The following is a 22,486-nucleotide window of genomic DNA, read 5'->3' as shown; positions in this document are numbered from 1 at the left end:
TAAATTAAATGAAGTGGATTTGCGTATTTTTTTTGATAGGGCTGATTGGTATTGAGCTTTGTCAGGCCCAAAATATAAAATTCAAGACCTATCAGGTTGAGGATGGACTTTCTAATAATTCTGTCAACGATTTTGAAAACGACGCAACAGGAGGTCTATGGATAGCCACTTGGGATGGACTGAATTACTTTGATGGCTCCAGTTTTCAGGTTTATAAACATAAGCCGGACGATCCGAAATCCCTTCCGGGAAATTTTATTTTCAATCTGTTAATAGACAAGCAGAATGTGTTATGGGTGAAGTCTACACGCCAATCAATCAGTTACAAGCAAGGGGATGATTTTGTGAATTTTTATTTTGAAAGTGAGGTAGGGGATTTTGGACTGGACCTAAAAGGTGAGCTGTTTATTGTCCTTGAGGGGGAGACGTACAGTTTTTCTACAGGTGAATTTAAACCATGTAACTCCTGTGTCATTGCAGACAAAGGAACACAGGCTTTAAAAGATCTTCTGATCAAGAAATATCCTGAGGTAGAAATCAATAAAGTGCTCACCGATGATCTGGGGCAAGTCTGGTATGCGACTATGAAAAACGGACTTTTTGTCCTGCCTCCAGAGAACCCAGATGGACCCGGACATACGTTTTATAATTACACCAGCGATGCTTTTTATCCCTACAGTATAAACAGCAATGAAATTTATACTATCCATGAAGATGTATTTGGAAATGTATGGATAGGGTATAAGGATGGAGGAATCAGTATGGCTTATTCGAATTCTGGCCAGATATTTTCAGTTTACCGTCACCCTGTGAAAAACCCGGCTATTCCAGAAGAAACCGTACGTGCAATCACCCAGGGAGACGGGGATCAAATGTGGTTGGGCTATTATAACTCAGGACTTTTTGTATCTGAGGTTGGCCAGGAGACTTTTCAAAAATATTCCTTAAGCCAGGCAAAAAACAACAGGGATTGGGATCGGATCAGAAGCTTATATACAGACCATAGCGGTAGCGTTTGGGTAGGTACTTATGCAGGAATAGCCAGGATAGATGGGGATAAGCAGGTTCAGTATTTTTCTGCCGAAGATAATGCCCTGATTCCCAATAACAGAAACTATAACTTCATAGAAGCCGAGGATCGTGCCTCACTTTGGGTGGCTTGCTGGGGTGGCTTGGCTAAGTATAGTTTTAAGTCAGATGAATTTGTTCCTTTCGAAGGTCAGGAGAAACTTGTTCCCTATCATATTCGGCATGTGCTGGAATCCGATGGCAAGCTTTACCTAGCAACAGAAAGTAATGGGGTTATAATCTGGAATAAGGGCGAATTAAGTTTTCTGGGAGAAAGTGAAGGCCTGCTTAATCCAAGTGTTTTCTCCTTTGAAAAAGATGAAGATACAGGCAACATCTGGATAGCCACGATGGGTGGGATTAACATCTATCACCCGGACAGAGGAATCTTCTTTAAGATTACTGAAAAAGAAGGGTTAGTAAGTCAGCTGGTGTACGGAATCCTATCAAGTAAAGACTACATGTGGGTCAGTACTACCAATGGGATTTCAAGAATTTCCAAGGAGGATTTTCAGGTAAGAACCCTTCCTCCAAATGAAGGCTGGCAAGGGGCTGAGTTTTCTGAAGGAGGCTTTTACAAAAATGAGCGGGGAGTTTTGTTTTTCGGAGGAATAGATGGCCTGAATTATTTTCACCCTCAGCAGCTGCTAATTGAGGATGAACTACCGCTTCTAGGGATAGTCAAGCCAGAAACTGACCTATGGACAGCGCAATTGAAGGAGGGGAGACTGGATTTGAAAGTCAGACGTGTAGCTTTTACCCAAAACCCACAGAATAAAATCCAGTACCAACTGGCGCCACTACAGACAGAATGGACAGATCTGGGAGATGATTTTCGAGTTGTGGAATCCTCTTTGACTCCCGGAGAGTACACATTTATTTTAAGGAATTCGCTGGAAGACAACCCTGCTCTATACGCTTCTTTTGGGATTATTATTCCCAGACCTTTTTGGAAATCCCCGGTGCCTTGGCTGATTATTGGGATTTTATTGGTGGTGGCACTATTGATCTGGAGAAATAGAAATACCCAAATACAACGTCAAAACCTACTGAAAAAAGTTGCAGAACGCACCGAGCTGATTGAAAAACAAAAATTAGAATTAGAAAAAATCAACTATGACCTGGATATCAAGAACAGGGAGATTTCTGATCAAAAAGCTGAGCTACTGACAATCCACAACCGGCATAAGGATTCTGATTTCGAGATAGAGCAATTCAAAAATTATATGCTGGGGCAGTTTAAGCTCCCACTTTCTGAGCTAAAGGAAAACATTGAACAACTAAGCACTAAAAGTAGAGCAAGAAAAGAAGGCGTCCTACATCAGGTAAATGAAATCATGTCCCAAGTAAGGGAATGGGATAGAGTCTCCATGCTGGAGCACTCACAGGGATATGGCAACTCCCTGACCATTCTCACTCCATTGGTGCAGGATGTGTTCCAACACATCAAACCTAAGCTGAAGCAGTATCAGATTGGCTTTGAAGAAAAGTACCAGTTAAGAGAGAACTGGGTAGAACTGGATGTCATTGGGTTTAAGCTTTTTTGGCAGTATCTCATCAGGGAAATGATGAAATACTTAGGTGAAGATGCATCACTTGCTGTATATGCTACATCGAATACGGATACCATTCAGGTTCAGTTGAAGATCTCAAGTAACCTTCTTACTTCAAATCTGGATGAAATCATCAAATATAGCCCGTATTTAAAGGCGGCTTATTCGCTGCTGCAGAAATTGTCAGGAGTCATATCTTATCATACCGATGATAAGATCCTTTATGTGTCTACTTCTATACCTTTTAATGAGCCTTCTACGCAAATCCAAAATAATCCTGTAGGCTATTGGAAATACATCAACCTAAATAATGAATTAGATCCTGAAAAGCATCATGTAGTTCTACTGGGGAAAAAGTATGAGTCTGACAGTCTTTTGAAAATCATTCATAACGCTGAGTTTGATATCATAGTAGAGGAAGATGTTCATCTGGTCATCGAAGCGATTCGTAATGCAAGGATTAATGCTTTGATTATTTACAATGAAAAAATGAGCCAAAGTATTATAGAGCTGATAGAAGCTATACACGCAACATCCAAAAGCGATAACCACATCCCGGTGGTTTACATCTACGATACTATTGAACCTGGGTTTCAAGATGAATTAATGGATTTGGGCATTGAAACCTTTATTCAGCTTCCTGCCAGTAGTAGATTCATACTGAAAAATATCTCTACCCGACTGCACAATATCAAACGATTAAAGAAAGAATTCAAAACCTTTGATTTCCTTCAGGATGAGACACTTGAATTTTCCAGCCCTACCGAAAAACTGGTAAGGGAAGGCATGATGATGATTAATGAGCAACTGTCTAACGGTAATTTTAAGGTAGAATCTCTTTCTGAAGCCCTCGGTGTAAGTAAAATTAAATGTTACCGTGCGTTCAAGGAGGTATTAAATACTTCTCCTTCTGATGTGATGATGAGTTTACGGATAGAAAAAGCCCAGCAACTTTTGGGTAAAAACAAAATGAATGTTTCTGAGGTGAGCTTTGCCTGCGGTTTTAACGATCCAAAGTACTTCAGTAAAATGTTTAAGAAACACACAGGGCATTCTCCCAAGAATTTTTATAAGTCTGGACAGTCTAATTGATTTTATCTAAATATTCACTGTAGTTTATGCGAATGTTTCTGAGGGATTTAGACACCTATTAGGTCAGATTAGCGACGTTTTTTGTACGTTATCTCCACTTTATTGAAATTTTTGACCACCTGCTTGGATGGGGCATTAGCTAGTTTTGGTAAGAGAAATTTAAAATCTAGCGCTATGAAAAAAATCTTTTACTCATTTCTATTGCTACTATGCCTTATGGGCTTAGGTGCACAGGCCCAGACAATAGTCAAAGGGACGGTGTACGGAAAGCAAGACCAGCTGCCTATTCCGGGCGCCACTATTGTTCCTTTGGGTACTTCCAATCAAGGTACCGTCTCGGATGTTGATGGTAAATTTACACTTACTCTAACAGCAGATTCAGGCTCCCTTACTGTTTCCTTTATTGGAATGGAACCCCAAAGCTTGCCTTACCGGGGCAATACTGAACTTACTATTTATCTAGAAGAATCTATGACGAACCTAGATGAAGTGGTAATGATCGGTTATGGTACTTCCAAAAAGGAAAATCTTACTTCTTCAGTTTCCTCTGTTTCCGGACTTGACAAAATCACAAGCCGTCCTGTAGCAAATTTAAATGACTTTCTACAGGGGAATGTAGCGGGTGTGACGGTACTTCAGCAAGGAGGGGATCCCTCTCAGCAAGGTACCATTGTCATTAGAGGTATTGGGTCTTTGTCCAATGAAAACCCTTTAACAGTAGTTGACGGAATGCCTTATTATGGTCCGCCGATCAATCCAAATGACATCGAGTCGGTTTCAATTTTGAAAGATGCCGCTGCGGCAGCAATCTATGGGGCGCAGGCTGCTTCCGGTGTAATTGTGATCAAAACCAAAGAAGGCGCTTATGGAAAACCAAAAGTAACCTTCGATCTGTATGCAGGAACCCAAAGTGCTGCTAAGCTGCCTACGCCATTGAATGCCAAACAACAAGCTGATGTGTATAATCTGGCTGCTGATAATGCAGGTGTGGCGCATCAGGCCGCACATGATGCAGCTCAAAACCCTTGGGGACAAACCACGCGGACCAATTGGATGGATGAGATTTTCAGAAGTGCCGCTATTTATAGTGCCAATGTCAACGTAAGTGGTGCAGGGGATAATGCCAACTACATGGCTTCCTTCGGTTATTTAAGCAAAGAAGGACTACTAAAAGGCACCAGCTTCGATCGCTACTCTCTCAGACTAAAAACAGACTTCTATCTTTCTGATAAAATAACGGTAGGAGAGAATTTTTACTTCTCCAGAACAAACGGGGTAGGCACAAACGCCAGCAGCTCATATTCCGGAAGTATTATCAATGCCTTGTATATGCCTTCTGCCGCTCCGGTTTATGATGAAAATGGTCAATTTCACGGTGTAGTACCATATGACTTATCCCAGTTTGCTGGTGCGTATGGGGATGTCTACAACCCAGTCGGTCTTCTTTTGAGACCTACTACTAATAACCCTACCAATAATTTCAATTCAAATACCTATTTGAACTATGAGATCATACCAGGCTTGTCTTTTAGATCTACTTTCGGATATACTATCAGCAACGCAGAAAGCAAGCAGTTCAAACCAATGATACCTGAATTGGGAAGGACTAACCTTCAAAACTTCCTTTACGAGACTTTTACTAAATCAGATAGATGGATTTGGGATAATCAGGTTTCCTTCCAGAGGGTATTTGGAAAGCATGACCTTAATGTCACTGCAGTCTATTCTGCTCAGCACACTAAATACGAGTCATATTCTCAGGAAGGCAGGGGCTTTAGTAGTGAAGAGCCGTTTAATCAATACATGGGAAATGCTTCTATTTTCATGAACCCTACTACATACGTTTATGAAGACGCACTGACTTCTGCGATAGGTAGAGCAATGTATAATTACGATGGCAGATACTTTGTTTCTGCAAGTATAAGACGTGATGAAACCTCCCGATTGGCCAAAATCAATCAATCCAGTTTTTTCCCATCTATATCTGCGGCATACAATATTTCCAATGAGGATTTCTTCCAGAGCAACGTGATCAATAACCTAAAAGTGAGAGCTTCCTGGGGACAAATCGGCAATATCAATTCGGTAGGATATTATTCATTCGATGTGCCGTTGGGAGTTCAGAACGTGGTGCTGGGCGAAGGGGCTTCCATTGATTACAAAGCGGTATATGCTGAAAGACAGTCAAATCCCAATTTGAAATGGGAGATTTCTGAATCAACCAACATAGGTCTTGATGCATCCTTTTTCAAAAACAGACTAGACTTGACGTTGGATTATTATGTGAAGACTACCAAAGGAATGATTTTGCCGGGTCTGGAGGATTTCCATCAGGGAACAGCTGCTGCTGATGTGAATGGTGGAGAGGTAAGGAATAATGGTTTAGAGTTTTCTGCAGGATATACCAGCCAAATCGGCCAGGTGAGACTGGGGGCTAGAGGTAACTTTAGCATCATCAATAATGAGCTGATCAACCTGGACGGTTACAATAAGAGTAATGTTGATTTTATCTCTCACGGAGATGAAGTGAGAAGCACCTTGTACCCTTATAGATCTATGGTCGGCCAGCCGCTTTATGCGACTTTCCTGGTACCTTACCTAGGTATCTTCCAATCTCAGGGAGAAATTGATGCCTACGCAAAAGACGGGAACCTGATCCAGCCAAATGCTAAGCCCGGAGACTTCAAGTTTCAGGATGTGAATAATGACGGAGTGATTACAGACGAAGACAAGGTGTTTATGGATAGTTACCTGCCTGACTTCACCTATGGATTCAATCTGACTCTTGATTACAAAGGTTTCGATCTAAGCATGGTACTTCAAGGAGTAGCTGGCGTAAAAGTATTTAACGGCTACAAGTACACTGCGCTAAATGCTTCCCAGTCAGGATACAATTTGGATAATAGGGTGTTAAATGCATGGACTCCTGAAAATACCGATACTGATATTCCACGATTATCTACCAAAGATGACAACCGGAACTTTGGTACAGCTTCAAGCTGGTACTTGGAAGACGCTTCTTACATGAGGTTGAAAAACCTCACCATTGGATATACTTTTCCTTCCCAATTGCTTCAGAAAACCGGTAAAAGCAGTAGCCTAAGAGTGTATATATCTACTGAAAACTTGTTTACCATCACCAATTATTCTGGCATGGATCCAGAAGTGGGTGGCAAAGGACTAGATGTAGGGCAATATCCAGTTCCAAGAACTTTCACCGCAGGTCTGTCCCTTTCCCTTTGATATAATAACTAGAGAGAAAAATGAAAAACACACTATATAAAATATCAACACTGGTGGCCTTTGCGCTGCTAGGAATAATGACCAGTTGTTCAGATGAATTCACTGATCTGGAACCTCTGGGTAGTACATCCTACGAAAACTTCTTCCATAGCGAGCAGGATGCAATCGAGGCTGCCAATAGCTTGTACTTCTACATGAAGGATGAAGATATGTTTTCCAGAGGATTTTTCTGGTACATCAATGCATCTGATGACATGGTCACCGGAAGAATTAACTCCACTGCAGACAACATCAAGAATTTCAATATGACCGGAGATGAGGGGTATGCCTTTTGGATGTATCCTCAATCCTATAAAATTATCCGTCGTGCGAATGATATCATCTTGAATGTGCCAGACATGGAGCTGACTACAGCGCTTAAAAACAGAATTTTGGGAGAAGCATACTTTATGCGCGCCTTTCATTACTTCTGGCTGGCCCATACTTACGGTGATGATGTAAGCGGTGGAGTACCGATTGTGACCGAGTTAAACATGTTTGATGATGCCGGTAGCTACGCAAGACCTACCAGTGTGACTGAAAATTATGCCCAGATTATAGAAGACCTGAAAAAGGCTTCAGAATTATTGCCATTGTTCACCACCTATAGTGCAGAAGATAAAGGTCGTGCGCACAAAGACGCCGCTCTGGCATATATGGCCAAGACGTATCTATATTGGGCAGAATATGATCCTTCCAGGTATGCAGAAGTAGTAACCGCAGTGGACGCAGTGACCAATTCAGGATCTGGAAGAGCTGTTTATACCACTGGCAATCCTGCAGAGGATTTTAGACTATTGCATAGCCACCTGAATAATTGGGGATCAGAATATATCTGGACTGTAGTTTCTGGAGTCAATGGAGGCAGTAAGCTTCCCGGAGTTTCTCTGGAAAACAAAGGTTGGGGGAAATACAATGGCTGGGGATATTACATGCCAACCAATGAGCTATATGAGGAATTTGAGGAAGGGGATTTCCGAAGGGAAGTAACCATTCTGAAATTTGGGGATGATTTCAAATTTTTTGGAGAGAATAGGAGATACCAGTCAGAAAATTCCCTGTCAGGATTACAGTTCAATAAGTACCTGTATGAATATCAGTATGAAAATCCTGTCGGTACCTACATCAACTCCAATGGTGATGATCCTACCACTATTTTGAATGTACCTTTGATGCGTTATTCAGAACTTTTGTTGATGAAAGCTGAAGCATTGATTATGCAGGGACAAAATGGTGATGAGCCACTGAATAAAATCAGAGTGAGAGCAGGACTGGAGCCAAAAACCAATGCTACCATGGCAGATTTAAAGCATGAAAGAAGAGTTGAGTTAGCAGGAGAATTTGCGAACAGGCACTTTGATTTGGTGCGTTGGGGGGATGCTGAGGCAGCTTATAGCAAGCCATTGCACGGGCAGATCCATACCAACAAAGCTGATCCTGATTCTCCGTTCACGGTAGAAGTAATATGGCCTGCCAGAAACTTTGACCCAGCTACCATGGGTGTTTGGCCTATTCCAAACAGAGTTCTAAATTCTTCAGGAATTCCTCAAAATCAAGGCTGGTAACTACTTGCTTCTATAAATAAGGAGGCTGTGCTAAACGGCCTCCTTTTTTCTTTCATCGTCCTCTATGGCTATTGCGAGGATTTTATCTAGTGAACTGTAATGAATTGCAAAACGTATATCTGTATAGTTTTCAGTCTTTTACCATTGCTGTGTTTCTCTCAGGAAACATGCACTTATCGACTTCATTCTCATAATGACTACTTACAGCAAGTGCCTTTTTGGACGGCATTAGCCAACAACAGTTCTTCCATCGAAGTTGATGTATTTCTTCAAGAAGACGATTTATTGGTTGCGCATGAGTTGGAAAATACCACTTCAAAGCGAACCCTACGAAGTTTGTATTTGGACCCTATCAGAGAAGCGGCAAAACTGGGAATCAGCAAAAAAATGGATTTTCAGCTTTTGGTGGATTTAAAGACGGAGGCATATCCAACGCTAAAAAAGCTGGAGGAGATACTGGAAGAATATAGGGATGTTTTAGCGCATGGAGATAAGGAAGCAGGAGTACGTGTGGTGGTTTCTGGAAACAGACCAAGAGTTCAGGACTTCGTCAATTATTCGGACTTAATACAATTTGATTATCCTGATACAGATTTTAGTACTGGGTTGCCCTGGGAAAGAATAGCTTTGGTTAGTTTGAACTTCAAAGATTTTTCTGCCTGGAATGGAAAAGGTCGCTTGACAGAAGATGACCTGAACGCCCTCGAAGAACTCATCGCAAAAGTTCATCAAGTGAAAAAGCCAATTCGTTTTTGGGGTTCGCCAGATGGCAAAACTGCATGGAAAACATTTCATGACCTAGGTATAGACTATATCAATACGGATCATCCATTTGAGGCAAATCAGTATTTGAATGGGTTAAAGTCCAATGTGACCAGTTCAGAAAACAGGCATGCAATTTACAAGCCTGCTTATCAGACAAGCAGTGAAGTGCTAATTAAAAACATTATCCTCATGATAGGGGATGGCAATGGCTTGGCTCATATCTCAGCGGGGATGTTTGCTCATGGGAATGACTTGAACCTAGCTCAGTTGAAGCATATTGGCTTGGTAAAAACTCAGTCTGCTGATGATTTTACAACTGATTCTGCAGCGGGCGCTACAGCCTTTGCTACAGGGCATAAGACCAATAACAGAGCAATCTCTGTTGATTCTCAGGGTAAACAGTTACGTTCTCTACCTGAAATTCTGAAAGAATACGAGTATAAAAATGGTCTGATTACGACAGATCGAATGACAGGGGCAACACCATCTGCCTTTTACGCGCATGTGAAGGATAGGGATAGGGTAGCTGATATTGCCTCCGAATTGGCAGGCAGCTCCATAGATTTATTCATAGGTGGAGGCAAGAGTGATTTCCTAAATGAGAACCAGGATTACCTTACCTCTCTAAAGAACCGTGGAGTTACTATCCTTAATTCTCTTACAGAATTGCAACATACAAAAGCTTCTAAAGTCGGGTTCTTTGAAGGAGAAAATGATGTTCCTTCTATTCTTCAGGGAAGGGGAGATTATCTAAGTCAAGCTACAACCGGTGCTTTGCAGTTTCTTAGTAGTGGGGATCAGCCATTTTTTTTAATGATTGAGGGAGCGATGATTGATACTGGTGGGCATTGGAACAGTGCAGAGACGGTAGTGGAAGAAGTGATAGATTTTGACAAGGCGGTAGGAATAGCAATACAATTTGCTGATCAGCATCCTGGGACCCTGGTGTTAATCACTGCCGACCATGAAACAGGGGGAGTGACCATACCTCAAGGTAATATGGGAAGTGGTCAAGTTGAATTAAACTTTGAAACAGAGGATCATACAGCTATTTTGGTTCCATTATTGGCATATGGGACCCATGCTGAAGAATTTACGGGTATTTATGAAAATACCTTTGTCTTCCAGAAACTAATGGAGCTAGTCAAAAAGGCGCAGAAATAAGGAGTAATCAGTTTAAGCTTTTAAAAATGATTGCTCATAAGTACACCAATCTGTTGCTCCTTTGCCAAATTTAGTATGAATCCCCTGTCTTTATCTGTTAGTTTTTGATAGATTGTTCTTATTTATAGGTGTATCCAGGTTTTCTTTCAGCTGTGCCTCGGGGTTTTGTAAGAAAGTGTAAACTACCTTAAGACCGGCCTTGGTGAAGGCTCTGTTTGTTTTTTTTCACGTCTATATGCCCATCCAGCCACAGCAGTAGATTGCCGTTGGAGACATAAATATTCCCGGAAGTATCCAGATAGGCAATGCCGTTCTCGCGCAGACGCTGCTTCTGCGCTGGATATACTTTATCTGCAACAAGCATAAATGGCTTATTCAATTCAGCTTGACGAAGTAGTTTGTCCAAGTGATATTCACGAAACTCCCGTTTCATCTCGGTGTTAAAAGTAACTGTGGTTTCTCCCATAGTTATTTTGATTGACCGTCGATGCCATTATTGTACGGCTTATTCTTAGACTTCCAGTAACCTCTAATACCAATATTAGATTCTAAGTTTTTTAATGCGTTTCCAACAATTTCACTTTCTGTAAGGATTATTTGTTCGTTTTATTTAATTGTTCGCGCTCAGCGAACAATCAGAAATAGCGAACATTTCGTTGATTTAAAATTTATTTGCTAAGAATTTTAAATAATGAATCTCTTTATCTATTAGATGGCCACGATCATCCATTCTGGGTTAAATCAATTCTAGGTTTAATTTTCAGCATTCATTCAAATTTATACAAAGCAGAGTGAATGAATCAAGAGCTAATAAAACGGCCACTTATATTTATCCAGGATAAAATCATTTCAACCCTTATAGAAGAACGTAGTCTTTCAACGTCAAAAATCGTTAAAGCGCTGTATATTTGACTTTTAATCATCTGAAACCGGGGAGTACCTTAGTTTTGTTTGTGCTACATGATTTGTATGTATTAAATATTGCTTACATACCATAAGATCATTGTGTAGTAGTGTTGCAGCAACAGAAATATATGGTGATCCTGATGCTTTGAAGTCCAGAAAGTCCTTAGTCCAGAAAGTCCTTAGTACAATAAGGATTATCATATTTCTGAGGTGTTTCTATCCCGTTTTGAAGCAGCTTGTCTTTGATCCTGTTTTTCACCCGGACCAAGTCTGTATAGAGCCTTTTCCGATAACGGAAAAGTTGGCGGTACCCTTCTGTTTCCAGGGTTGGGACGTGTATTCCTGTTAGCAGTCCTGCACGAAGGGCTTTGGCCATTTTATGACTATCTACAGGATCAGTTTTTTCACTATTTTCTTTATTGGTAGTAGGAAGATCAGCTGGATTGATCACCAGACATTCATGTCCGGCAACTACTTAGTTAGTATCTGAGTAGTTGCCCAAATTCGTTAAGATTATCTATTTGATAAATAGCTGGTTACCTTTAAAAAAGAAAGGCACAAATCCTTCAAAATCGGATTAGTGCCGTCAGGTGGAGCAGGCAATACAGAAGACGAAACATTTTGAGGATGATTTGGAGCTTTTGGCTAGGTTGTTTAATATAAATTCACGATAGTATAGTAGGTTATTATGATGTGATTAGTTTGAAGGGTTTATGTCACTCTTTGGAAATGATTTTCCGGAAAGTAGGTAGGTATTTGGATTAGGGTCTTCTTCTGATCGGTCGATCGGAATATTTGAGATCAACAAAAAAAAACGTTTTTTATAAACAACGTTTTCGCCTATTATTGTTGAATAGAAAAAACATTAATGGAAAAGATTCTTCAAAAATATTATCAAAAGCTTGACCGCGCCCAACTACTTAAGGTAAGGTCACAGATGCTTGAGATTGATTGGTCAAATAGGTTTATCGGTATCAAAGGAGCCAGAGGTGCAGGTAAAACCACCCTTCTCTTCCAGTATATATTATTCAAACAGCTTCCTGCTCAAGAAACCTTGTATGTTAGTCTGGATGATTTGTATTTTACTGAAAACAGCATTTTCAGCTTGGCTGAGCAATTTGTAAATGAAGGTGGAAAGCACCTCTTGATAGATGAAGTCCATCGATATGCCAATTGGTCCTCTGAGCTCAAAAATATTTATGATGACTTTCCCGACTTGCAGGTAGTATTTACAGGATCATCCCTGATTCACATAGAAAAAGCCCGTGGAGACCTTAGCCGTAGAGCGGTCGTCTATGAACTCCATGGCTTATCTTTCCGTGAGTTTTTGGCATTCAAAGAGCTAGACCATTTTGATAAATTGACTTTGGAAGATCTATTGAACCATCATGTGGAGATCGCTAGACCCATCGTAAGTAAGATAAAACCTCTATCGTATTTCAAAGATTACCTGACTTACGGTTACTACCCTTATTTTCTTGAAAATAAAGATGCCTACTTGCAAAAGTTGATGGAAACTATTCTTATTGCATTGAGTACCGACCTTCCTTCGAGTTACAATCTTAGCTATGCAAGTGTAGAAAAAATCAAGCAATTGCTGTACATATTGGCCGAAAGTGTTCCGTTCAAACCTAATATCACGAAACTTAGTGAACGTATAGGTGTATCTCGGAATAGTTTGCTTGATTTTCTACGTTACTTGGAGGAATTACGAATTGTCAAACGTTTGTATGCGGATACCAAAGGAATAGGGCTTTTACAAAAACCAGAAAAACTTTACCTCAATCATCCCAATATTTTTTACGCCCTTTCTTATCAAGAAGCAGATATAGGAAGTATTCGGGAAAGTTTTTTCATCAACCAACTTTCAGTGCAATATCCAATAGGATATTCAGCTAAGGGTGATTTTAAGGTCGGTGAAAATATATTTGAATTTGGAGGAAAGTCAAAATCCCAAAAACAAATCCAAAATGAACAAAACGCTTTTATTGTAGCAGAAAACATCGAAATAGGCTATAAAAACAAAATCCCCTTATGGCTATTCGGCTTTCTTTATTAACCAATGCAAATCACCGGCAATCATATCGTCTATCTCCATACCTGCCGTAAGAAGCTTTGGTTTTTTCCAATGTGATACAGATGGAACACACCTCGCAAGTGGTGGCGGAGGGAAACTGATCGCGTAAAGCCCATTGCTGAAGAAACCGATTTGCAAGAAATGCAGCTATTTTGATTTTTGTTATTCCAGGCAAGCGTAAGACTTATATGAATCTGATTTTTTTGTACCTAAGATCTCTATTTCGCCAATTCAGGATTGATTATGGTGAAATTATGTTTTCAATGTTTTTGTTGGCACTTTTATGAAAAACATATACTATTTATCTAGTCATTCTCGCTTGAGGCGTAAAGACAATACACTGAAGTATATTCCGGTAGATGAATAGGGTAGGGAAGGAGTCCCTAAGTATCTTCCGGTAGAAGGGATATCTTATCTTTATTGCTTTGATAGCTTTGACACGAATTCTGCTTTGTGTTCAATTCACCGGAAACCTTGATTTTATTTTCCTGAGACGTAAGTAAAAAAAGGCGTTTAATTGGTTTGATCCTCCCTGAAAACTTGACGTTTGGCAATGCTGTAGTTATATCGAACCAATTTATGGAAGATTTTGAAAGAGTTTTGAAACTGGATTCAGAAATCTAATCTTTAAATGATTTGAGCTAATGCTTGTATTCTGGAGCTGGCAATACAGAAGCCGAACCATTTTGAGGAGGATTTGGAGCTTTTAGCTAGGTTGTTTAAATCTCTTTAGGACATAATTTTACAATGCAATAGTAAGAGGTTCTTCTGTGTAGAAAGTTTGAGGGATTATGAAGTTTTATGTCAATATCATTATAAGGTAGACTCTAAGGTGAATTTTTATGGCATAAATGGATAGGTGTGTCAGTATTTGAACCATGCCTTCTAATCTACTGATAGACAGTTTCCAATGCGCTATATTTTTCTTTAGTTCACCTAATAAGGCAAAATTATTTTTAAGTGATGTAACCGTATAATATACCCAATCCATCAATAGTAGGGATAATCCTGATGCTGAAGTTTCAGATTTTCTACTGAGCGTTCAAATTCTAATGCTCGAAAAATCACCAGCTAGTGTGATAGTAAATGAACAGCTGGAAATTTTTCATATCCATAGCGATATTTCATCGTTTTTAAAACTGTCTCGTCCTGAAAAAAGTTGACACAATTTAGTCAATAGTCCTGAATGTTCTTGACAGGTTTTATTGTTCGTCCTAAAATTATTTTACACCTTAACATTGCACATTGGTTTTCACTGATCCCCCCAACCTGAAACAGGTTCCAGAACAGATGGCTTGGCGTACTTCTTATAAACTTTCCACCTTTTACTCAGTTTCCCTTCCATGAGGTGAGCCTGATCTGGGGTCAGGTAATTGATGCTAAGATGCGGCCGTTTCTGATTATAAGCCATTACAATTTTGTCGATAGCTTTCTTGGCTTCCCGGTGATTGAGGTAGAGTTTGTTAGGAAAAAACTCATTCTTAATTGTCCCGTTAACCCTTTCTGCCAGCGCATTATCATAAGGGTTTCCTGATTGGGTCATGCTTATGGCAATGCCTGCTTCCGCTAATAACTCAACATATTTTTCCGAACAATACTGCACACCCCTATCTGAGTGATGGATCAGGTCAGCGGGCCTTCTCTTGTCCGGCAGGGAATCCAAGGCCATTTCCAGGGCCTCCATACAGCCTGCCGCCTCCAGGCTATCGTGCAGGCAATGCCCTACCAGCTTTCTGGAATACGCATCTGTGAGCAGGCTTAAATAGCTGAACCCTTCTGCTGTACGTATATAGGTGATATCGCTTACCCATAACCGGTTGGGACATTCTACTACCAGCTGCTTGATCAGGTTAGGGTATTTTTTTAACCAATGCGCTGATTGGGTAGTCCTAACTGATCTTATTCTTCTTTTCACCAGCAATCCATGAAAACCCAACAGGCTGAACAACTTGTCCCTTCCCATTTTGATTTTATGCTCCTCTAATTTGTAATAGAGCATTTTAAGGAGTTTCCTTACCCCTATACCGGGCAAATCTTCGCGAAGTTCACGTACAAAGGTTAAAACCAACATATGCGCTATAGAGGTCTTTTCCAGCTCCTTTTGCCTTTCATAATACGCCTGTCGGCTATAGCCAAACAGTCTACAAAGCTCTCCCACGCTTACACGGGGATAGTGCTCTGTCATTTTATAGACCGTTTGGCTCCAGACTTTTTTCTGATTTTGATTTTGAACGTCTCTTCGCCGACTTCAATTAGGGTCTCCAGTGTTTTTACCTTAACCCTTTTTTTTCAAGCGCCTTTGAAAGTTCCAGTACCTGCTTCTTTAGAAGCTTCAACTGATCTTTATCTGTTTCATTGGTGGTTCCCATTTCATGTAGGTCCTCCTGGATCTTTTCGACATTAGAATATTTGAATGCACTCAACCAACTGTCAATCGTCCTCCTGTTAACCCCATACCTTCTGGAGGCTTCCCTCACACTGATCCTGTCGACCAGTACGCTGTTGATCACTAACTGCTTATCGCTTGCTTGATAAGATACACCTTTTCTACTGATGCTTTTCCGGTAAGTTTGTCTTTCTTTTTTCATAGTTATCCTGATTAACTGTCAAGCTATTTCAGGACGAGACAGTGACTAAAATGCTGGAGTAAAACAACCCGCGTGGACAAATTGATCCCGCCACAGGTAAATTTCTTTTGTAGAGTAAGGGCTACTTTAAACTATTTTTTTTTTTTTTTTTTTTCAGTTGAAAAAGTATTAAAAATCCCCTAACGAAAAAAAATATTTAGTTAGTATGAAAATTTTCAAATAATTAAAAGTGTGATACACATCCAAATTAAGATTCTGTAGAGGCTTATGTATTTTTTAATTCAAAAGAAATACCCTGTACAGGGTATTTTTTATTTGATGGGAATTGGTTTGTATTGCAGCAAATCTCTGGATATTAACGATCTATATGCTAAAAACCCCGCTTCTGGCTATTGTCATTTTTTTAGGCTCAATAAGTCTATTTGGCCAGACCAATACCTTTCCGGCTTCAGGGAATGTCGGCATAGGCACATTGAGCCCTGCACTTCCCTTACACGTTAAAACTTCAACTTCAGCAAACCGAGCGAGGTTTGAGTTTGGGGGCAAAACAGTGGATATAGCAAGTTATGGCACCACAACTGAACCCTATGGAAATGCCGGAGGGATTTTTATGAGTGGGCAGGATGGGTTTATCATGACCGGTGCCGGAAATAATTTACGTTTTATTACAAACAGTGGAGGGTATGCCGAACGGATGCGCATTCTGGCAAACGGGAATATTGGCATTGGTACAAGTTCTCCAGCCCATAAACTCCATGTGGTTGGTTCAGGGAGGTTTAACGGTAGCGGCTCCGGTTACACCGAAATCAATTCAAATGCAAATGGACAGTATATCAGGCAGTATGCGAATGATGGGACGACTTTAAGCTGGCTGATCCGGGGTTATGCAGATGACGGGGTACAGGCAATCTTTCGTTCAGGAGGAATTCAGATCCATGGCACGGTCAAGGCAAAAGAAGTCAATGTTACCACCTCCGGCTGGGTGGATTATGTCTTTGAGGATGGATATTCTTTGAAGACGTTGGAAGAAGTGCAGGAGTTTTATCAGAGCAATGGCCATCTGGAAAATATCCCCACCGAAAAAGAGGTGTTGAAAAATGGGGTAAACCTTTCTGAAATGACGGTTAAACTGCTGGAAAAAGTAGAGGAACTGACTATTTATCTGGTGGAGCAAAATGTTAAAATGAAAGCAATGCAAGCTGAATTGAATGCTTTGAAGGCAAGCAAATAACTTAAAAAAATATGGTGAAAAATTTTACGCTTCTGGGCATTGCCTTTTCGGTTTTAATCGGATTTACTCCTGATGCAGTTGGGCAAACCACCACATTCGATGTTATGGACTCCAATGTTGGCTCACAGAAAAGAATCACTTGGAATACGTCTACTTACGGTTCAGGTTTTGGCCACAGGATCATAAATATCGATCCGGGAAATTCTACTACTTTAAACTTTCAGGCCAGGCATAACTCCGCTACCTGGAAAGATGTTTTTGTAATTAATACGCTTGGTAATGTAGGACTGGGATTGAGTATTCCTGCTTACCCATTTCACCTTAAGGCGTCTGCAACTGCAAGATCAAGGTTTGAATATGGTACATCTACAATCGATATAGTTGATTATGGTTCAGGTTCCTTGGGATATTCAGGATCGGCAGGTGTGTTTGTAAATGGTACCGATGCCCTTTTTATGTCGGGTCCCAGTAAGGCAATCCGTATGGTTACAAATGATGGAAGTGCCTATTATGAGAGGATGCGCATTCTTTCAAATGGGAATGTAGGTATTGGAACTGTTTCACCTTCGGAAAAGCTATCTGTTAATGGAAAAATAAAAGCCCATGAAATCAATCTCACTACAACCGGTTGGCCGGACTATGTATTCACCCCTGAGTATAATTTGATGCCTTTATCAGAACTGGAAGCCTTTATACAAATGAACGGACACCTTCCAGATGTTCCTACAGAAGCCGAGGTAATGGAAAACGGGATCAATCTGGCAGAGATGAATGTGAAGTTGCTGGAGAAGGTAGAGGAGTTGACGCTGTATATACTTTCCCAAGGATCTAAAATTGAGAGCCAGGAAAAACAAATCGATAACCTATTATACAGAATGGAAAAAATTGAATCTAATAAATACGATAAATGAGAACAAATTTATTTTTAAGTGTTTCGCTGTTCATCCTGTTGGCGAATAATGTCCTAGGGCAGACAAATAATTATCCTGCATCCGGAAATGTAGGATTAGGGGTCAGCCCGGCAACTTCTAAACTGGATGTTGTTTCCTCGGCGGTTTCGGGTGTTGAAAAAATCCTTCGTCTCAGGGTGACAGATTCCCCCGATGATTATTTAGAATTTTCAAATGCTACAAGTTTGGGAAATCTTTTTATCCCATCAATAAAAGGGTATTACACTGGAGATAACCGGTCTGCTATATTTTTTGGAGGGGAAATAACTTCTGCCAATGATAACGGTAGTTCTTCGGTAGTAGTCTTTGATGCAAGATCAAGCGGATCCTTTGTCTCGAACAGGAATGTTTTTTTGTGGAGGAACTATACCAACAACCTGATGGTGCTAGGTCCAACAGGCAATTTGGGAATAGGGGTTTCTTCACCTTCACAGAAGCTTGAGGTGAACGGCACCATCAAGACCCGGGAAGTTAATGTCACCACTACGGGTTGGGCGGACTATGTTTTCAAACCAGAATACAAGCTGATGCCTTTGTCAGAAGTGGAAGCCTTTATACAAATGAACGGGCACCTTCCAAATGTTCCCACTGAAGCCGAGGTAATGGAAAACGGGGTCAATCTGGCTGAAATGAATGTGAAACTGCTGGAGAAGGTGGAAGAGCTGACGCTATATGTAATAGAATTGGAAAAGAAAATTGATTCAAAAGATTTTTAATATGAAAATAAAATATTATTGGTTTTTAGGAGTCGCAATCTTTCTATCAAATTTAGCAAGTGCTCAAACAGGGAGTGCCTTAGTTGATCCAATAGTTGTTCCTCCATCACCTGAAGCCAGTTCTTTAACAAAGGTTTCAAATTACCCAGATGCGACATACTCCGGTATTCCTGATATATCTATTCCATTATATGAATATTCAGGAAATTCACTGAGTTATAATCTTGGACTTTCCTACAATGCACAGGGCTTAAAAGTTAATGAAGAAGCCTCTGCAGTGGGATTAGGATGGATACTTAATGCAACTGGGGTAATTACTAGGGAAATACGGGGGATAGATGACTTGTCAGTAAAAGGGTTTTACAAGCTAGACCCGGCAAGTTTTGAACCAGGTAAAGGTCGGGATAGCTCTCCTGATATATTTAGTTTTAATCTTTTGGGGGTTGCAGGGAAATTTGTTCTGAACTATGATCCATCGTCTCCTGGGAATTATAAAGTTGTGATATTTAACCAAGTCCCCTTCAAGATAGAATTGATTAATTCAACCTTTAAGGTAACTGATGATTCGGGTAATATTTATAGCTTTAATTCTACTGAGAATACTAAAAGCGAGGTGTTACCAAGCGCAGGTAGTAGCACTACGACAAATTATATTTCCAGTTGGTTTCTCAGTAGCTTAAAAAGTCCTGTAGGAGATGAAATCACCTTTCAATATATTACGAACCCAAGAAAGGTAAAAAATGAATACAAAAGTACACATCATATCTCTTTAGCAGACTATACTGGGGCATGTCCACCTCCCAATACACCGGCCATTTTTAGTCATACGACTGTAAGAACAAGTACAGATCAATTGCTTTTGAATCGAGTTAACTTTCCTAACGGATATATTCAATTTCAGACGAGTTCCCGGGTTGATTTGGATTATGAAGGGTCAAGCTTACCGTTGAAGTATTCCAAAATACTAATACAATCCAATGCTTCTGGCTTTTATAAAGAGATTGAATTTGAACATGACTATTTTAGCAGTGGCTCTGGAAGTTCGGATAAACTTTCAAAACGGCTTCAACTCCAGGGGCTGTATGAAAAGTCGAATACTGAAACAGTTAAAACGTATTCATTTGCATATAATACATTAAATCTTCCGGATAAGGATTCCCCCGCCGTTGATTATTGGGGTTTTTATAATGGAAAGACGGCAAATCCTAATCTTGTTACGAATAGAGAGCCTTCATCGGCTCATGTGCAAGCTAATTTATTACGGTCCATAGTTTACCCTACAGGTGCTAAAGTTACTTATACCTTTGAATCAAACAATTACTTGAACTTTAACTCATCCTTAATGGAGGGAGAGAGTCCTCCAAATAGTCCTTATGGAGGAAAAATAGGTCCTGGGTGTAGAATAGCGAAAATTGAACAGTTTGATCACTTAAATATATCCTTAGGTTTTAAAGAATATAAGTATTTTGATGGAAAAAGGATGAACGGAAGTAGGTATAGACAGGGGAGCCAGGATAAAATTAGAGTTGATCAATGTATATATCAGGGCATAGATAGTAATGGTATGCCGATATATGCTGCTGCAGATGTCACGCGCTTCTATAGCTCTCTAATGTCATCGTCTAACTACTCGGCTGCCGTTGGAGCAGGAGGATACGAAATTGGGTACGGTCAGGTGTCAGAGATTTATTTAAATCAAGTAGATAATGGGAAAAAGGATTATTATTTTTTCAATGAGGCTGTAATTACACAGGTATATCCAGGTCTTCCGCGTTTTATTGAAAATAAAAATGGTTTTTTGAACCGCTATGTGATTTCTAAAAAGAATGGTTCTGTATATACCCGTGTGGAAGAAGGAATTAATTCTGTAAAAATTGTAAGCAATACTACCGTTAATGCAAAAATACTTTTACCAAAGTATAAGGAAAACGGTTATGCTTCTCTTGATTTTTCCATAGTATCAAATTGGAAATATATTGATACAACTAAAGTGATGAAGTTTGATACAACGGGTGTCCTTAATCATACGAAATTATCTATTTATTATTATGATAATTCTACGCACAAGCAACTTACCAAAGAGTCTGAAACTTTGAGTGATTCCCGAAAGAAGTGGAAGTTTTATCAGTATCCACATGATTTTTCCACCGGAAATGCTACAATCAACTTACTGAAATCCAATCATATTCTTAACCTGGTTGTTGAAGAGGTTTCGGCAGTCAGCAGCGGTAGTTCCTATTTAATTACAGGTGGTATTTCAAGGGAATTCAAGTCTGATGGAAAAGGATTAAAAGACAATGAATACCATCTTGAGATAGTCGATCCGATCCCGAGTGCATCGTTTAAATTTAGCAGCAGGGGAACCGGCAGCTTATTTCCTTCCGGAACAGTCGGGAATTATTCGAAGGATTCAAGGTTTAAATCAAGGCTTGTCTTTAACACCTATACCAACAATAGGCTTACTATGTTTACAAAGAACAACTACTCTGTTTCTAGTATTAAATGGGGTTATGGGAATGAGTATCCGATACTTTTTGTCGCAAACGCATCTCTTTCAAATGTTGCGTACACTTCTTTTGAGACAGGTGACAACTTGAACTGGACTTATTCTGAAGCGAATACATCTACAGGTGCTTCCAAAACAGGTAAGAAATACTATAACCTTGGTAGTGGGGCCATCACTAAAACAGGCTTTGGTGGCAGCATTTCCAATGTTTTCAAATTGACGTTTTGGGCCAAAAGGACTTCATCCGGCCCAACATCCTGGAATATTCTGGGCAGCACTGTAGCTCTCAGTGATACGGAGTGGAGACTGGTCCAGCGTGATATCACCACCAGCTCTTTTACGCTCAGTGGCAGCGGTGTTCTAATTGATGAACTCCGGTTCCATCCGGCTACCTCTACTTTTAACACCTATACTTATCTGCCATTACAGGGGATTTCCAGCTATACTGACAGCAAAAACAGGACTTTCTATTACGAATATGACAGTCTGGGCAGGCTGATTTCTATAAAGGATGATAAAGGTTTCTATAAAGAAGCGGTAGAGTATGAATACATGTTTAGCAATTGAAATACTATGAAAATAATTTTAAGTGTAAGTGTTTTTTGTGCGGTGCTTCTTTCAAGTGGTATTGGTTATGCACAGGATAAAGCAGCTATGCTTGCAGGGATTTGGAAGATAAGCAATGAAAACAGCCACCTTCCGATGGAAGCAAAATATCTGAACTACGGAAAGGGTAATTCCTTGACATCAGACCAGTTCAAAAGACTTCAGGCATCACTGGACTCCAGGGAATACGTTTTTTCAAACGACGGATTTTTCAAAGTGGATTGGGAATATGGTGAGAACAGCTACCAAGATGAAGGTAAATGGCATATTGATGACAATTCAAAACTTCAAATCCACACAGGTGACACCCATCTGGTCTACACGATTGAATTTATTGAAAAAGATATCCTGTTGATGATTCCTGAAGGGCAGGAGAAAGGCCAGGTAAAAAGGTTTGTATTGATTAAACAATAATTT

At 40.1% G+C, this 22,486-nt stretch carries 13 protein-coding genes and 1 pseudogene; 10 read left to right on the top strand and 4 right to left on the bottom strand.

The features are described from left to right. Nucleotides 1–8: 8 nt before the first annotated feature. The 4 genes from AS141_RS09060 (at nt 9) to AS141_RS09045 (ending at nt 10,489) form a co-directional block, all read left to right on the top strand. Nucleotides 9–3,713, top strand: a complete 3,705-nt coding sequence (locus AS141_RS09060; protein WP_057937339.1) for a two-component regulator propeller domain-containing protein — start codon at nt 9–11, stop codon at nt 3,711–3,713. A gap of 174 nt (nt 3,714–3,887) precedes the next feature. After that, nucleotides 3,888–6,956, top strand: a complete 3,069-nt coding sequence (locus tag AS141_RS09055; protein ID WP_057937338.1) for a SusC/RagA family TonB-linked outer membrane protein — start codon at nt 3,888–3,890, stop codon at nt 6,954–6,956. A 20-nt stretch (nt 6,957–6,976) separates the two neighbouring features. Continuing rightward, nucleotides 6,977–8,560, top strand: a complete 1,584-nt coding sequence (locus AS141_RS09050) for a RagB/SusD family nutrient uptake outer membrane protein (protein ID WP_057937337.1) — start codon at nt 6,977–6,979, stop codon at nt 8,558–8,560. Between the two features lie 210 nt (nt 8,561–8,770). After that, nucleotides 8,771–10,489: an alkaline phosphatase gene (locus tag AS141_RS09045; protein WP_232424854.1), complete on the top strand. Its 1,719-nt coding sequence runs from the start codon at nt 8,771–8,773 to the stop codon at nt 10,487–10,489. Nucleotides 10,490–10,676: 187 nt separating this feature from the next. Here the strand turns inward: AS141_RS09045 and AS141_RS09040 are convergent, their stop codons facing one another. Together AS141_RS09040 and AS141_RS09035 are read right to left on the bottom strand one after the other, a co-directional pair. Next, entirely contained in the window at nt 10,677–10,955 is a 279-nt protein-coding gene (locus tag AS141_RS09040) for a hypothetical protein (protein WP_157243418.1), read from the bottom strand. Between the two features lie 603 nt (nt 10,956–11,558). Then, nucleotides 11,559–11,852 (bottom strand): annotated as a pseudogene (locus AS141_RS09035) (IS110 family transposase); the annotation flags it as partial. Nucleotides 11,853–12,263: 411 nt separating this feature from the next. Here AS141_RS09035 and AS141_RS09030 point away from each other — a divergent pair. Next, nucleotides 12,264–13,454 carry an ATP-binding protein gene (locus AS141_RS09030; protein ID WP_057937333.1) on the top strand — a complete coding sequence of 397 codons (1,191 nt, stop codon included), beginning with the start codon at nt 12,264–12,266 and terminating at the stop codon, nt 13,452–13,454. 1,270 nt (nt 13,455–14,724) lie between these two features. Here the strand turns inward: AS141_RS09030 and AS141_RS09025 are convergent. Continuing rightward, on the bottom strand, nt 14,725–15,657 hold the full coding sequence (locus AS141_RS09025; RefSeq protein WP_057937332.1) for an IS3 family transposase: 933 nt from the start codon (nt 15,655–15,657) through the stop codon (nt 14,725–14,727). Between the two features lie 85 nt (nt 15,658–15,742). Further along, nucleotides 15,743–16,060 (bottom strand): helix-turn-helix domain-containing protein, encoded by a 318-nt coding sequence (locus AS141_RS09020; protein WP_057937331.1) that lies wholly within the window; start codon nt 16,058–16,060, stop codon nt 15,743–15,745. A 367-nt stretch (nt 16,061–16,427) separates the two neighbouring features. Between AS141_RS09020 and AS141_RS09015 the strand changes: the two genes are divergently transcribed. Genes AS141_RS09015 through AS141_RS08995 form a run of 5 tightly spaced genes read left to right on the top strand, consistent with a single transcriptional unit; the run spans nt 16,428 to nt 22,483 of the window. Then, nucleotides 16,428–17,291 carry a hypothetical protein gene (locus tag AS141_RS09015; RefSeq protein ID WP_057937330.1) on the top strand — a complete coding sequence of 288 codons (864 nt, stop codon included), beginning with the start codon at nt 16,428–16,430 and terminating at the stop codon, nt 17,289–17,291. Nucleotides 17,292–17,302: 11 nt separating this feature from the next. After that, entirely contained in the window at nt 17,303–18,202 is a 900-nt protein-coding gene (locus AS141_RS09010) for a hypothetical protein (RefSeq protein ID WP_057937329.1), read from the top strand. Beyond that, entirely contained in the window at nt 18,199–18,957 is a 759-nt protein-coding gene (locus AS141_RS09005; protein WP_057937328.1) for a hypothetical protein, read from the top strand. Before AS141_RS09010 ends, AS141_RS09005 begins: the two co-directional genes overlap by 4 nt. A 1-nt stretch (nt 18,958) precedes the next feature. Next, a complete protein-coding gene (locus AS141_RS09000) occupies nt 18,959–22,030 on the top strand; it encodes a hypothetical protein (protein WP_057937327.1) in 3,072 nt (1,023 codons plus the stop codon). A 6-nt stretch (nt 22,031–22,036) separates the two neighbouring features. Then, nucleotides 22,037–22,483: a hypothetical protein gene (locus AS141_RS08995; protein WP_057937326.1), complete on the top strand. Its 447-nt coding sequence runs from the start codon at nt 22,037–22,039 to the stop codon at nt 22,481–22,483. Nucleotides 22,484–22,486 lie beyond the last annotated feature (3 nt).

Source organism: Algoriphagus resistens (assembly GCF_001442615.1).
In the GTDB taxonomy this organism is placed as follows: Bacteria; Bacteroidota; Bacteroidia; order Cytophagales; family Cyclobacteriaceae; genus Algoriphagus; species Algoriphagus resistens.
Note: the sequence above shows the minus strand (reverse complement) of the source record. Positions and strands in the feature narration are given on the sequence as shown.